This is a genomic window from Caenibacillus caldisaponilyticus, from assembly GCF_002003465.1.
Lineage (GTDB): Bacteria > Bacillota > Bacilli > Bacillales > Sporolactobacillaceae > Caenibacillus > Caenibacillus caldisaponilyticus.
Map to the genome: position 1 here is coordinate 61,716 of NZ_BDDQ01000005.1, position 14,410 is coordinate 76,125.

General features: G+C 46.1%; 11 protein-coding genes and 1 CRISPR repeat array. Of the genes, 7 read left to right on the plus strand and 4 right to left on the minus strand.

Going from position 1 to position 14,410, the window contains the following annotated elements; all coding sequences use genetic code 11:
- Window positions 1–359: 359 nt before the first annotated feature.
- The 4 genes from CCB157_RS02540 (at window position 360) to CCB157_RS02555 (ending at window position 3,666) form a co-directional block, all read left to right on the plus strand.
- Entirely contained in the window at window positions 360–1,352 is a 993-nt protein-coding gene (locus CCB157_RS02540) for a phosphotriesterase family protein (RefSeq protein WP_077614359.1), read from the plus strand.
- A 147-nt stretch (window positions 1,353–1,499) separates the two neighbouring features.
- A complete protein-coding gene (locus CCB157_RS02545; RefSeq protein WP_077614360.1) occupies window positions 1,500–2,264 on the plus strand; it encodes a creatininase family protein in 765 nt (254 codons plus the stop codon).
- Window positions 2,224–2,934, plus strand: coding sequence for a KDGP aldolase (locus CCB157_RS02550; protein WP_077614361.1), 711 nt, complete (start codon window positions 2,224–2,226; stop codon window positions 2,932–2,934). The genes CCB157_RS02545 and CCB157_RS02550 overlap by 41 nt, the downstream gene beginning before the upstream one ends.
- 3 nt (window positions 2,935–2,937) lie before the next feature.
- On the plus strand, window positions 2,938–3,666 hold the full coding sequence (locus CCB157_RS02555; protein ID WP_077614362.1) for an SIS domain-containing protein: 729 nt from the start codon (window positions 2,938–2,940) through the stop codon (window positions 3,664–3,666).
- Between the two features lie 568 nt (window positions 3,667–4,234).
- On the opposite strand, the gene CCB157_RS02565 is transcribed toward CCB157_RS02555, so the two are convergent.
- A complete protein-coding gene (locus tag CCB157_RS02565) occupies window positions 4,235–4,918 on the minus strand; it encodes a DUF1287 domain-containing protein (protein WP_077614364.1) in 684 nt (227 codons plus the stop codon).
- 278 nt (window positions 4,919–5,196) lie between these two features.
- A CRISPR array of direct repeats spans window positions 5,197–7,817; the repeat unit is 30 nt; unit sequence GTTTCAATTCCTTATAGGTAAGATCAAAAC.
- Window positions 7,818–8,305: 488 nt separating this feature from the next.
- Between CCB157_RS02565 and CCB157_RS02570 the strand changes: the two genes are divergently transcribed.
- Together CCB157_RS02570 and CCB157_RS02575 are read left to right on the plus strand one after the other, a co-directional pair.
- On the plus strand, window positions 8,306–9,205 hold the full coding sequence (locus tag CCB157_RS02570) for an ABC transporter ATP-binding protein (RefSeq protein WP_077614365.1): 900 nt from the start codon (window positions 8,306–8,308) through the stop codon (window positions 9,203–9,205).
- On the plus strand, window positions 9,198–10,451 hold the full coding sequence (locus CCB157_RS02575; RefSeq protein WP_077614366.1) for an ABC transporter permease: 1,254 nt from the start codon (window positions 9,198–9,200) through the stop codon (window positions 10,449–10,451). Before CCB157_RS02570 ends, CCB157_RS02575 begins: the two co-directional genes overlap by 8 nt.
- A 344-nt stretch (window positions 10,452–10,795) precedes the next feature.
- Here CCB157_RS02575 and CCB157_RS02580 read toward each other — a convergent pair whose 3' ends face one another.
- Window positions 10,796–11,074: a hypothetical protein gene (locus tag CCB157_RS02580; protein ID WP_077614367.1), complete on the minus strand. Its 279-nt coding sequence runs from the start codon at window positions 11,072–11,074 to the stop codon at window positions 10,796–10,798.
- A 293-nt stretch (window positions 11,075–11,367) separates the two neighbouring features.
- Between CCB157_RS02580 and CCB157_RS17200 the strand changes: the two genes are divergently transcribed.
- Window positions 11,368–11,640, plus strand: a complete 273-nt coding sequence (locus CCB157_RS17200; RefSeq protein WP_143286898.1) for a hypothetical protein — start codon at window positions 11,368–11,370, stop codon at window positions 11,638–11,640.
- Between the two features lie 555 nt (window positions 11,641–12,195).
- On the opposite strand, the gene CCB157_RS02595 is transcribed toward CCB157_RS17200, so the two are convergent.
- Both CCB157_RS02595 and CCB157_RS02600 read right to left on the minus strand, forming a co-directional pair.
- Complete coding sequence (locus CCB157_RS02595) at window positions 12,196–13,686, minus strand: hypothetical protein (protein ID WP_077614370.1); 1,491 nt, start codon at window positions 13,684–13,686, stop codon at window positions 12,196–12,198.
- The gene (locus CCB157_RS02600) at window positions 13,661–14,410 is read right to left on the minus strand and encodes an ABC transporter ATP-binding protein (RefSeq protein WP_077614371.1); all 750 of its coding nucleotides are present in this window, start codon (window positions 14,408–14,410) and stop codon (window positions 13,661–13,663) included. Before CCB157_RS02600 ends, CCB157_RS02595 begins: the two co-directional genes overlap by 26 nt.

Consider the following 14,410-nt stretch of genomic DNA (forward strand, 5'->3'; position numbering starts at 1 on the left):
TAGTTTCGTGAGTTTTAGACATCCGTTTCCCGAAGCTTTTTGAGCCGCTCATTGCCTTTTGACGGCCGACATCGTTTTGCTTGCCATAACGTTTTTTGCTGCTGAAGGGTTTCTGCTCTGAAAGCTTATGAACGCGGTCATTCCGTCCAGCTCCATTCCTTTTGCCCGCTGTCGAGAAACGCTTCTCGTGCGGTTGGCTACGTTAAACGGACATGACGTGCGCATCCGCCGTACGTTTTTTGCTCCGACCGGGCGGATCGCCAAGGCGACGCTTTATCGATGCAACGGACTGCTCATTTAAAGACATCAAACCGTCAAAGGTTTTTCCATTAACTACGAATCACCGGGAGATGTTCATCATGAGTTTCGTGCGAACTTTAACGGGAGACATCGATCCGAAAGACATGGGTTTTACGTATTCGCATGAACACCTTGTCTGCACGCCGCCCTACTGGCAAGAGCGCGGCGAAAACGATTTGTTGCTGGATGATAAGGAAAAATCCAAACAAGATGTTCTGGATTTTAAAAAACACGGCGGCCAAACGATTGTTGATGCGACGGCGGTTGATTACGGCCGGCACGTGGAGGACGTCCAAGCGATTGCCGAAGAGACCGGGATCCGCATCATCGGTACGGCTGGGTTCAATAAAAGTTTTTTGTGGGCCGCGAAAATCCCTGAACGTTTAAAGCCGGTGCTTGGAAACTATGAAACGTTTCGTCAATGGATCGACGCTTCTTCCATCAATCAATTGGCCGAATTTGTCATTAAAGAAGTGGAGGAAGGACTGGAAGGCACGCCATTTAAGGGCGGGCAAGTGAAGTTCGGAACGGGGTATAACCGAATTACGCCGCTTGAGGAAAAAACGATTCGTGCGGTCGCCCGCGCCCATCATGAAACGAAAGCCCCGATCCATTCCCACACGGAAGCCGGAACGATGGCGCTTGAACAAATTGAAATTTTAAAAGAGGAAGGCGTGGACCTTTCTTACGTCAGTTTCGGACATATGGACCGCAATCCGGATCCGTATTATCACGAACAAGTGGCCAAGACCGGGGCGTTTCTGTCGTTTGACGGCATCGCCAAGATCAAATACGCCCCCGAGAGCACGAGGATCGCTTGCATTCTCGCGTTGGTCGAAAAAGGCTATGAAGATCAAATTTTGATCAGCGGCGACACCGCAAGAAAAAGTTACTACAAGCACTATGACTACGGCCTGGGCTTGGAATATATCATCGCGAAATGGGTGCCGCGGTTCATCGAGGAAGCGAACCGGAAAGGCTTCGACGGCGAACGGCTCGTCCGCAAATTTTTCGTCGAAAACCCCGCGCGATGCTTCGCTTTTAAAAAATAAAACAGGTGAGTCGAGTTGTCCATCGAGGGCCTTCATTTTGAAAGTGCCGGATAAAGGGCTGATCCATCGAAACAATGAACCGCACAGGATGGTATGTGAAGCCCCTGAAACAGACTCCGCACCGGCAACAGAGAAAGGAGGATGGTGATGCAATACGAGCATCTCAACGCTTTTGATTTTAAAGAGGCAGTCAAAAAAGCGAAACGGACGGCATTGCTCTCGGTCGGAGCAATAGAAGCACACGGGCCCCATCTTCCGCTGGGAACGGATAATTTGCTCGCGGAGCGCTTGGCGAAACGGGTGGCCGAACAGACCGGTGCCCTTCAGTTGCCCGTTGTGGCTTACGGACAGGTGTGGAGCCTTCGCCATTTTCCGGGCAGCATCAACATCAGCAATGAAACGCTCATTCGTTTGATCGTCGATATCGGCAAAAGCTTATATTTTCAGGGCTTTCGCATTTTGGCCATGATCAACGGCCACCTTGGCAACACCGTCGCTTTAAAAGAGGCGGCCCGAAAGCTTTTCGATGAATACCAAGACATGAAAATCTATTACTTTTTTTACCCCGGAACGAAGGATGTCATCAATGAAGTGCGGGAAACGCCGCCGACTCATGCTTCTTATTTCCACGCATGCGAATTGGAGACGTCCTACATGCTCTATCTGGCCGAAGAATACGTCGATATGGATAAGGCGATTTGCGACGTGCCGCACATCGCGGAAGAAGCGGATATGACGCCGACGCCGTGGGAGTGGTTTACGGAAACGGCGGTGCTCGGGGATGCGACGCTCGCCACGAAAGAAAAAGGGCAAAAAGTGATCGATGCCGCTGTCGCAAAAATGGTGGAAATCCTCCGAAAGGAGCAGGACCATGTTCAATCGAATCACCGAACCGGGTACCATCTTCTTTAACTTTCTGGCCAAAGACAAGGATAATGCCGAAGACATTGTTCGTGTCGGCAACGGGCGAGTGGTGCCTGGCATAGCCGCCGCGGATTTCGAATCGGTGGATGAGGCGGTGGCCGTCGTGAAGGAAATGAAACAAGTTGCACCCGTGGTGAGCATTGGCCTCGGCGGCAACGGCAACATCGCCATGTGGAAAAAGGCGTTGGATATAGCCGCACGTGCCAATCCCGGCCACCTGAATCAACCTTTCAAAACCGCCGTTTACGCCAAAGGTTTTTTGGATGCAAAGGGTGTACCACAGATCGTCAACGCCTTGGTTACACCAAGCGGCAAGAAGGGAACGGTCAAGCTGTCAAACGGGGCGGAGATTCCTGTTGAAACGTTTGCCGTGACGGCGGGCGAATTGGGCATTGAATCCGTCAAGTTTATGCCGATGAACGGTTTGCAACATCTCGAGGAACTCGTCGCGCTGACATCGGCTTTAGCCAAAGCCGGCGTTAAAGGCATTGAGCCGGCCGGCGGGATTGCGGCCGACCACGTGGAGCCGTTGTACCAAGCATTAAAGAACACCGGCATACAGTGGATCATGCCGCACATTTTTGGAGCGGCCATGGATAAGGAAACCGGCCGTACACGTCCGGACATCGTCCAAAACATCGTGAATCAGGTGGTGTGAAACATGCTGACCGCATACTTTAACAAAATCAATGAACTCCTAACGTTGATTGAAAAAGAAGAAGGCGATCGTCTGAGGCAAGCGGCTCGTAAAGTCACTGAAGGTTTGCAAAAAGGCGGTATCGTCCAATTGTTCGGCTGCGGCCATTCACACATTTTGACTGAAGAAGTTTTTTACCGGGCCGGCGGACTCGTCCCGGTGAAGCCGATTTTGATAGAACCGCTCATGCTTCATGAAGGGGCTGTCCGTTCATCGGAATTGGAACGGGAAAATGGTTACGCTTCGACCTTTTTGCAAGATTATGAGTTCAAAAAAGAAGACGTGGTGTTTGTCCTTTCGACATCCGGTCGCAATCCCGTGCCCGTTGACGTGGCGCTGTATGCCAAAGCGCAAGGCGCTTTTGTGATCGGCGTGACGTCGCTTGAATACTCGCAAAGCCAACCGTCGCGACATGTCAGCGGCAAACGCCTTTATGAGGTGGTCGACCTCGTCATCGATAACCACGCACCCGTGGGGGATGCCGTCCTCAGCCATCCGAAAGTCGCCGTCCCGTTCGCGCCGTCATCGACGGTGACCGGTGCCGCCATCTTAAACGGCATTTTTGCCGAAACCATTGCGCTTCTCGCCGAAAGCGGCAGCGAACCGCCCATCTTTTTAAGCGGCAACATCGAAGGCGCCGACACGCACAACAAGCGTTTGGTCGAACAATATCGGGCCCGAATTCCTCTGTAAAGGGGACAGTCCCCATAATTTAGTGCGTTTGTATGAAGCTTGACGTAACCCTAAAGAACTATAACCCTTGATTTTCAAGGGTTATTTTGCTTTAACACTTTAAAGCGTTGGGGGACAGTCCCCTTTTTATTTTTTGGCGGCAATGTTAATGAATGACCGTATGATGTTTGTGATGGTTCTGAGAAATAAAGAAGTGATAATGGAAGTTAAAAGTACCTTACTTATCTTTCCGATAGTCAATGGCCCGATCAAATTGATGCCATAAATTATGGCGGATAAAAAGAACAATATGACATAATCCCTCTTTTTAAAATTCATCAATCCAACATTCTATCGGAAAATTATTTTTCGGTTTTCAAGCAGGCAGCGGCATTAAAATTTTTAGGCGATGATATCGATGCGTTTAAAATACAAACCCCTAGTGAAAGGCTTGAGAACGTGTTCCGCATGATCTTTGCCGCTTTTCAAATCCAGAAAGGCAACACTAAGAGCTTTAAAGCATTTAAATATAACTGGTATTCCTGCTTTGGCGCTTTAAAGTGCTGGGGGACTGTCCCCAAAAAACGCGCTAAAAAAATCTCGCGACGTCGTGAGGCTTCCATTTCTTATGGACGTGCTTTTGAACGAAAATTAATTTAGGATGGGCTTCGACTTCGTCATATGTGCCGTCTTTATGAACACCGACGACGAGGGTCGCATGGTAGCGCCCATAAAAAACGATATCTCCGACTTTAGGGGCTGCGCTCTTTTTAATTAATAGACCGTTGCCTTCCGCATAATCATAAACATTGCGGACGCGCCTGAAAAAGTACGGAGTTTGCGGGGTATTCATTCCGTTTTGCGTGTCATAGTGTTCGGGATGCGCCTTGAAATCGCGCGTCAATAGATCTTGCAAATAGATGCCGGCATGGGCGTAAGCGATGCGGGGGACGTCGATACAGACGATAAATCCAAGCTTGCCGCCGATGTTTTCGTACCCGCCCTTTAAAGGATCATAAAGGGTACCTGCGAGTTGATTTCCCATTTGCGCAATATCTTGGGCGTTCGAAATGCCGTCCCCATCCGCATCCGGATCTTTCAGATTGGGAATGCCGTCCCCGTCGGTATCGTCTTGGATTTTATGATCCGGATCCATCACGGCCAAATCTTTCCCGTGATAACCGTGAAAAAAATAAAGGTAAGCAAGGGTTCCTGAACTTAAAAGCAACACGACGAGGGCAGCTACAAATAAGCGTTTCACCATTTTTCGCATGGATATCTTTCCCTTTTCTAATTTTTATTAAGCACCTTGTGATGACCCAAACTGCCTCACCAACGACTTAGGATGAAAAATAGACTCTCGGTTATAAGAATTTATGCAAAGAGACGGCTGACCAAACCGTCTCTTTTCGTTTGCGATCATGTCTATTTTTTATCTAAACAGCAATCGAGCTTGCTTTTTCAATATTCCGGTCGCGGTGGCTTGCCTCGATCCTCATGGGTAAGATTAAAATGTAGCGAACAAGGAAAGTTTATTGTCACAGTTTACACGTTTCAATTCCTTATAGGTAAGATCAAAGCAAAAGGGCGATGTCCATCGCCATTGCCAATAACCGCGGTTTCAATTCCTCATAGGTAAGATCAAAACGTGAATCTTGGCCGGCCTTGTGCTACCGGCTCGCCGGTTTCAATTCCTCATAGGTAAGATCAAAACTGAAATTGAGTTACCCGACGATCACGAAGCAACGAGTTTCAATTCCTTATAGGTAAGATCAAAACCGTCGACCGCCGGACGATCATCGATTCGGAGTGGTATGTTTCAATTCCTTATAGGTAAGATCAAAACCCGAAAAGGACTGATATGATCCCGTCGGATTTAACGGTTTCAATTCCTTATAGGTAAGATCAAAACTGTATCCTCGTTGATTATTTACGGTTTTCATGCAGTAGTTTCAATTCCTTATAGGTAAGATCAAAACATGGCGAAAGATGTTGAGTCGAGCTTCGGACAAATGTTTCAATTCCTTATAGGTAAGATCAAAACGGCTTGGCTACGGGTTGCATAATCCCAGTCATTATTGGTTTCAATTCCTTATAGGTAAGATCAAAACCCGCGATGAGTTCCGATTTCCTCCCGGTTTGCTCCGGTTTCAATTCCTTATAGGTAAGATCAAAACTGAAATCAAACAGAAAGAACGGCAAAGTAATATCGAGTTTCAATTCCTTATAGGTAAGATCAAAACCGATTTCGACTTTCATGCGATTTGCGCCTCCAATTCATGTTTCAATTCCTTATAGGTAAGATCAAAACCCGACGAGCATGCGGCGGACGATGACATCATCAAAAGTTTCAATTCCTTATAGGTAAGATCAAAACCGACATCGAAAAACAAAAAATGCAATTGCAATACAAGTTTCAATTCCTTATAGGTAAGATCAAAACTTTGAAAAATCACCTTCATGTGGCGCCGGACGGAGAGTTTCAATTCCTTATAGGTAAGATCAAAACGCAAGAGGAAACAAGTAAAAAAGAGACAACTGCTGAGTTTCAATTCCTTATAGGTAAGATCAAAACGGAGTCCCGGCGGTGAGTCCAAGTGGTTTCTTGGCAGTTTCAATTCCTTATAGGTAAGATCAAAACATTTAATTCTGTCAACTTCTCTAACGCATTGTGCAAGTTTCAATTCCTTATAGGTAAGATCAAAACTTTTCGGCGCCGAGGTTGCCGGCCAAGAGAGTATTGAGTTTCAATTCCTTATAGGTAAGATCAAAACGTATATTGTTGTTCGGCGCCTGACTCAAAATCGTCAGTTTCAATTCCTTATAGGTAAGATCAAAACATTTTTACGTTTCGTTTCGTTTAGTTTAGTTTCGTTGTTTCAATTCCTTATAGGTAAGATCAAAACGTCCGCTTTATCATCGATGCGTTTCACGGTTTGGAAGTTTCAATTCCTTATAGGTAAGATCAAAACGACATTCATCGACGAAAGGCCGATGAATACGGACTCATGTTTCAATTCCTTATAGGTAAGATCAAAACGGGATATGACGCCGTGGAACCATCGGCGCGGCTTCTGTTTCAATTCCTTATAGGTAAGATCAAAACCGTGAACAGCGCCAGATCGAGATGCTTCTTGTGGATCTGTTTCAATTCCTTATAGGTAAGATCAAAACAAGGCATATAGGGAATTACCTTGGCTTGAGGAGAAAGTTTCAATTCCTTATAGGTAAGATCAAAACCGGGGGTTATTTTTTTGTGACCATAAATAATCAGAAAAGTTTCAATTCCTTATAGGTAAGATCAAAACGCGCTTGACATCGCCGCCTCTTCAAATCAACCCAAGTTTCAATTCCTTATAGGTAAGATCAAAACCCATCGTCGAACTATTGGAAATCGAAAATCAGGTCAGTTTCAATTCCTTATAGGTAAGATCAAAACGTTTGGCGGATTATATTCCTTCGCACGCATTGGAGCGGTTTCAATTCCTTATAGGTAAGATCAAAACGGTCAATTCGGTCGCGAAAGGGGTCGCCCGCTATGTTGTTTCAATTCCTTATAGGTAAGATCAAAACTTTGTGTCGCAAGAAACTAACGGAGAAAAGAGTTTTAGTTTCAATTCCTTATAGGTAAGATCAAAACTCGTAGGCCTAAATCATGTCCATTATATTTTGGAAGTTTCAATTCCTTATAGGTAAGATCAAAACATCATGATCAATTTCATAATTCTCTATTTCAGTTTCGAGTTTCAATTCCTTATAGGTAAGATCAAAACCTCTCGGATTATGTATAATTTGTTTGTGTGAACCGTGTTTCAATTCCTTATAGGTAAGATCAAAACGAAGAAAATGGGACAAGAAAAAAGGAAAATGTTAATTGTTTCAATTCCTTATAGGTAAGATCAAAACGAAAGCATTGGCCGATCAATTCGCGAAACTGACCGAGTTTCAATTCCTTATAGGTAAGATCAAAACGATCAAGATGGCGACGTATGACGATGAAATTGTGCTAAGTTTCAATTCCTTATAGGTAAGATCAAAACACCAATGGCATGTCGTCAAATTCCCGTATCAGCCTGGGTTTCAATTCCTTATAGGTAAGATCAAAACGATTTTGAACAACGGGATCACCTCCTTAGACTGAAGTTTCAATTCCTTATAGGTAAGATCAAAACCCAAAAAACTGCCGATATATCAACATTCTTCATCGGGCGCGTGAATCCTTCCTTTCAAAACAAAATTTTTTCGTTTTACAAAAAAGCCGCGTCACGGCAAGAAATAGTGACATCACCAATCGTCGTCGATCCCTAGGGTTTTTGACGCTACTCAGGGTCGACGACAAAAATTGAGCATGGGCCGCATGGGCTTTTGTTTTTATATTACCACTTCGTCAGGATTTCACAGAAACAAATCTTTGCACGCTCTACACAAAATGTAGCCTCGCCCGATGCCATCCGTCCATCCCGTCTGAAACATCACTTACGACTTTCCTGCTTCACCGTTCCTTCGCCGTAAAGTAGGTGAACATGTCCGAGCACAACGGATCCCTATATCCTTTACGGTGCACACAACATGTAATGAATGTTGCGAAATCCTATCCCTTTTTAACATCTTGAAACCATCAAAAACATTCATTCGTAGGAACCATAGGGAGGTAGACGAAATGGTATTGAAATTGGAAAATGTCACGAAAAAATTCGGGAACCATACGGCGGTCAACCATTTGACGCTTTCCATACCCGAAAAACAAATGTTCGGGCTTCTCGGGGCGAACGGTGCCGGAAAAACAACGACGTTCAGGATGATCCTCGGCATCCTGCGGGCGGATGAAGGCACGATCACGTGGCACGGACAGAGAATCGACCATTCCATGAGCCCGGACATCGGTTATTTGCCCGAAGAAAGAGGCCTCTACCCGAAATTGAAGGTGAGCGAACAAATCGTTTATCTTGCCCGGCTGAGGAAAATGCAGCCGAAAGATGCGTTGAAACAGCTGGACATCTGGCTTGATAGGTTTAAAATTGCCGAATATAAACATAAAAAGGTGGAGGAACTGTCCAAAGGGAATCAACAAAAGATCCAATTCATCGCCGCCGTCATCCATAAACCGAAATTGCTCATTTTGGATGAACCGTTCAGCGGACTGGACCCCGTCAACGTGGAAATGCTCAAAAAAGCCGTCATCGATCTCAAAAATGAAGGCACCTCCATCGTTTTTTCCAGCCACCGCATGGAACACGTGGAAGAGCTCTGCGAAAATCTGTGCATCTTGCATAAAGGCAATCCCGTCGTTCAAGGATCTTTAAAAGAAATCAAGCGGTCTTTCGGCAAAAAAAATTTAATCATTCACGCGGATTTCGATTTAAGTTTTCTGGCCAGTCACCCCGGGGTGACCCGATCCAAATTGACAGCCGAAGGCATCGAGCTGCAAATCGAAAGCGAAACCGTCGCGGAAAAAATCTTGCAATCGGTCGTAAACAAAGGATTTGTCCGGAAATTTGTTCTGGATGAACCGACGTTAAATGATATTTTCATAGAAAAGGTCGGTGCGGAACATGAATAATTTTTGGATCGTCTTTTCCCATACCTATTTAACGAAAATCAAATCCAGGCAATTTCTCATCACGACGGTCATTACCTTGGCCCTCATTTTATTGATGACCGAATTGCCGAATCTCATCAAAAAATTTAACGGAAGCGATGAAAAGACAATCGTCCTTGTCGATCAAACGAAACAACTCGCACAACCCTTTACGCAAATGATGGAGAAAACGGATAAACATGTTACGATCGTCCAAAGAACGGCGAATGAAGAAAAATTAAGGAAACAAGTGCTAAATGGCGATGTGGACGGGTATTTAATTTTATCCTTCGGCGCGGACGGTTTGCCGAAAGCCGTTTTCAAAACGAAATCGCTGACCGACCAATCGTTGGCGGACCAACTGCAGTCGGTGCTCCAACGAATCAGGTCGCAACAAGCCGCGCAGCATCTGAATTTGTCACAGGAACAGTTGGCTCAATTAAATGCCCCGGTCGATTTTCACCATGTGGCCGTTGAAAAACAAGCGAAAAGCGAAAAAGAATTGAGCCAGGCAAGGGGACTGGTTTACGCCCTCTTAATCATCATCTATTTCGCGGTCATCATGTACGCGACGATGATCGCCACCGAAGTCGCAACGGAGAAATCATCGCGGGTCATGGAAATTTTAATCTCGAGCGTTTCGCCCGTCACCCATATGTTTGCGAAGATTGCCGGTGTCGTCTTTGTCGGCCTCACCCAACTCATCATCATTTTCGGGTTCGGCTATTACGCCATCAAAAGCAATTTGGAAAAGATGTCGGGCGGCTTTTTCGACTTTTTCGGTTTTGGCGATTCATCTTTTGTCATCATGCTTTACGGGCTTCTTTTCTTCATTCTCGGTTTCCTGCTATATGCCACGATCGCAGCCTTTCTCGGTTCATTGACCAGCAGGATTGAAGACGTCAATCAGATGATCAGCCCGTTGACCTTTCTCATCGTCCTGGCATTTATGCTGGCCATATTCGGTTTAAACAATCCGGAAGCGCCCTTCGTCACGGTGACTTCCTTTATCCCTTTCTTTACGCCGATGCTCATGTTTTTAAGGGTTGGGATGTTGGATCTCCCGTTGTGGCAGACGCTGCTTTCCATCGGTCTTTTGATCGCGAGCATCGTTATCCTCGCGGTTTTCGGGGCACGCGTCTACAAAGGCGGCGTCCTGATGTACGGCCGTTCCAATCTTTTGAAGGAAATGAAAAAAGCCTTGCAGTTGTCGAAGGAAAATAAATAGAAAAAAACGAAACCGGATCGAGGACCCGATCCGGTTTCATCTTTGTGTGCGCCCGGCATCGATGTGGTGCCGAAAGGTGAATGTTATGAACGGGAGGCGCTGAGCGCCAACCGTTCGCCGGAAGCAAAGGCGTCCGCCATAGGCCGGAATCGGGAGAATGCCCGGAGACCAAGTGGAATGTATAAGACGCCCCAAGACAAAAGTACTTGGGTAAGGTGCCCCTGACAAGAAACGGTTTTTGCCTCCGTCATGGGTTTAGCACTCTCTTGCGCCGAGTGAATGGCAAACCGCCGGTTCGTCTAAGCCGGCCACCCTCATTCCAAACGCGCACGGAGATGCATCGCTCAACTGCCCGCTTTGCTGTCGTTACGGCGGGTACGCAGGAGCTGGGCGAGACTGAAGACTAAAATGAAGAAAAGGACCGTGATCAGAAAAACGCACAAGAATCCGCTGCTGACGGTCAGATCAAACGACGGGTTCTTTTTATGAACGGTGATGCTGTACACCCCGCCGATGTCATAAGAATGGTACGTAAACAGCGCATATAACGTCAGCCCGCCGAAGAAAACGGTCACTAAAAAAAGAGTGCCAAAAGAATCGACCATATAAAGATGCTGATCCATGTCTTGTTCATTGAATCATCTCCTTCCGTTGATTTCAAAGGCTCAGGATCCGATAGGCATTATACGCCTTGCTTCAATGGGGATCGCTGTTCCCCGGCTTGCTTATCGAGTTGAAGTTTCTAGTTCAACCCCTTTGCTGGTCCCGTTCCGAAAAGTTGCGCTTTGGACAAGCCGCAAAAAATTCAATGACAAAAGTATATCCCTTGATGGTTGGCATTTGTCCGGCCTTGCCATGACCTCTTTACGCTTCGCAAAAGAGGTGAACGCTCTGTTTAACGTTCCGAAGCGAAGAGATGGCGAAAGAGATGTTTTCCATCGGGCAGCACGGGCCAAAGATTGATGGAATGAAAAATAAAGATGATGGCCATCCACAGAATGAGCAAATGGACGAGAGGTTGGTGAATCAAAATATCCAACCAGATGCCGGAAATGCCCAAAAACGTCGTGACCAGCGGGCCGCACAGCGAGATGAAGGCCTCATTTTCCCAAGCCGGGCGCCTGATTTTATAAGACAGGTTGCTGGTGACCAAACAACCCATGTGCGGATTTTTCGTTATTCTTCTTAAGGCGTAAAGATGCCCGGATTCATGGATGGCGATGCTTAAAAAAAACGCCGAAAATCAGGGCATCAAAGAGACCTATCGGAATCAGAATTTCCGGTTGTCCAAGATATAAAGCGAAGAGCAAGACCATTGTGTTCAGGGGAAATAGGACGATGCACAACCTTTTGAGAATAATTGCGAACAGATGGGCAAAAATTGTAAAAAAATGGACGCCGTTAATGGTATATCGCTTTCCAGTGAAAAAACGGAAACCGCTCCGAATCCAAAAGAGGCTGAAGAGGATCAGCGCTTGATCTTTTATAGGCGTTTTAAAGCAAATCAGATAATGGTTCACGAGATTTTCTAATAATCGGTAAAAATCGCGCGTCAACATGTCGGTTTTCACGTTCGGGAAAGCCTTTTGGAGTTCATCCAATATGGTCGCGATATTTTTTTGGCCATCGATTTTTTTTTAAAAAGATTTCCGCGGTCTGATTCATAGGATAGTGTTGGTTCAAAGCGACATCTTGGACAGCGCCGGGCACGATCCGAACGGCTTTGGGAAAATAAGGGATGCTGCTATTGGCGATCATGGGCATGCCTCCATCCTTCCACGAGAGAGGTTAAAGCGATTACGAGAAGGGTCGATAAGCTTAAAACGAGATAGAAGGCATTATCCTGCAATTTAGACAGAACACGGGCGCTGACGAGCAACAGCGGCAATCCGACAAGGCAAACAATAATGGAAGAAAACGCCGTCGAATAGGGATGGTCTTGTGAGTACGGCAATAGGATACCTGCGAGAAAACATACGCAAGTGACGAGCATTCCGACGGGAAGGTAAACGAATGCCAACTGTGCCGGCCCGCCTTGCAAAATGAGAAGCAGCGCGACGAACAGGATGCCGACGACAAGGTTAAACGCGATATTGGCGGCTAATTTTGCCATGATCCAAGCTTTCCTGGAATACGGGTACGCATAAACCATCCATCTTATCTTTTCATCGCGCCCAAAAGAGCTGTAGCTTAAAATGCCGATCAAAACCCAAAGAAATAATGTCGCCATAGACAGGTAAGCGTGTAAATGCATTTTAAGGCCGACAAAGATCACAAGCGCTAAATAGATGATGAGCATCATAAAAATATCGGGATGGCGGATCATGTCTTTCCATTCTTTGATCATAATGTTGAAGAACTTGTTGTTGACAAAAGGCAACGTTTTAAAAAGGGTAACGCCTCTTTGCTCCGACAAGTTTCGGGGGATCATTGTGCTGAAAATGAAGCAGGCGAAACTGACGAGCGGCAGGAGGGTGCACCAAACGACTTGGAAGGGCTGATGTTGCAGCTGGAAAGCCGGCAAAGCGTAACCCAGATGAATGAGTGCAAAATTCAGCGGATTGAAGGAAACGTGGTCGACCAACTCATAAATTTTATTTAGATTAGCAAAAGATAGAAACAGAAAAAGGAAGAGAAACCCGGACGAAGATATGCTTAAAAGTTTATTCGTCATTCCGCCGATCCGTAAGAAGCGGTAGAGAAAAGTAAAACATTCAACAAAGAATAACGTCCCCCATTCGACGGTCAATATTTGCAAGATAAAACAAGCGGTGACGAGGGCCGTCAAACCGGCCGAAAACCCGACGCCCGTTGAAAAAGTGACGAGGATGGGCAGAAAAATGATCAGATCGATCAATAATACAGCAATGATGAGCGGCAAATAAAAACCTAACTTGCGCTGATGGGTTTTGACAGGAAACCAATATAAAGACAATTCAACAGCGGTGCGCTCCGGCGACATGATGAGGAAAAAAGTAAATATCACGGTGGTAAACAATGACGCATTGGCGAAGAGGACGAGCAAGATGACTTTGGTGAGAATGGTATCGTTCATGCCGGCGGCCTGCGTGAAAGAATGGACGGCCGAATGGCTTAAAATAATAATCAGGACAAAGAGAAGACACGCAATCACGGGGAGGATGAACTTGAGAAGCGGCTGCCGTTCCGATAGTGATTTATAATGATTTTTCCATGTCCAGATAATGACCTTAGAAATTTGCCATGACTTTTTCAAATTGGGTGCCCCCTCTTCCCAATCCGGTGGCTTGCAAAAAGACGTCTTCCAACGTCACGGCCCGATAGCTTCGCAGTAGTTGATCGACCGTGCCTTCCGCGACTATGACGCCGTTGGAAAGAATGCCGACCTTGCTGCATAAGGCCGTCGCCATCAGCAGATCATGCGTTGCAATTAAAAGTCCGCGCGTTTCTTTGAGTTGGAGGATCATATCCTTCAACATGATGACGGTTTCCGGGTCAAGCCCTCTAAATGGTTCGTCCAAAATGATCAGTTCGGGTTTATGCATGAGCGCAGCCATAAACTGGATCTTTTTTCTCATGCCGTGCGAATAGCTGCCGATCAGTTGGTCCAGCACTTTATCGATCCGAAACAAGCGGGCGAGATCCCACATAAAATCATAGGCCTCGACCTCGTACATTTTCATTACAAACGTTAAATATTCCTTACCGGTCAGCGTTTCGGGCAACAATAGTTCATCGGGGATGTATCCCAAGCTTTTTCTGGCAAGGAGATCATCCCGTGATAAACCTTTGATGCGAATGTCCCCGTCGGTCGGTGTGATTAAATTGGTGATCAAGTTCATCGTTGTCGTTTTCCCGGAGCCGTTGGGACCGATCAGGCCATATATTTCTCCTTTTTGAACATGAAAGGAGATGCCGTTCACCGCTTTCGTTTTTCCGTAAAACTTGATTATCCGATCGACTTGCAGAAGAGGATCCAT

Coding starts and splice junctions, on each gene's coding strand:
- CCB157_RS02540 (WP_077614359.1), top strand. CDS start 360: ATGAGTTTCGTGCGAACTTTAACGGGAGACATCGATCCGAAAGACATG.
- CCB157_RS02545 (WP_077614360.1), top strand. CDS start 1,500: ATGCAATACGAGCATCTCAACGCTTTTGATTTTAAAGAGGCAGTCAAA.
- CCB157_RS02550 (WP_077614361.1), top strand. CDS start 2,224: ATGTTCAATCGAATCACCGAACCGGGTACCATCTTCTTTAACTTTCTG.
- CCB157_RS02555 (WP_077614362.1), top strand. CDS start 2,938: ATGCTGACCGCATACTTTAACAAAATCAATGAACTCCTAACGTTGATT.
- CCB157_RS02565 (WP_077614364.1), bottom strand. CDS start 4,918: ATGCGAAAAATGGTGAAACGCTTATTTGTAGCTGCCCTCGTCGTGTTG.
- CCB157_RS02570 (WP_077614365.1), top strand. CDS start 8,306: ATGGTATTGAAATTGGAAAATGTCACGAAAAAATTCGGGAACCATACG.
- CCB157_RS02575 (WP_077614366.1), top strand. CDS start 9,198: ATGAATAATTTTTGGATCGTCTTTTCCCATACCTATTTAACGAAAATC.
- CCB157_RS02580 (WP_077614367.1), bottom strand. CDS start 11,074: ATGGATCAGCATCTTTATATGGTCGATTCTTTTGGCACTCTTTTTTTA.
- CCB157_RS17200 (WP_143286898.1), top strand. CDS start 11,368: ATGGCGAAAGAGATGTTTTCCATCGGGCAGCACGGGCCAAAGATTGAT.
- CCB157_RS02600 (WP_077614371.1), bottom strand. CDS start 14,410: ATGGATCCTCTTCTGCAAGTCGATCGGATAATCAAGTTTTACGGAAAA.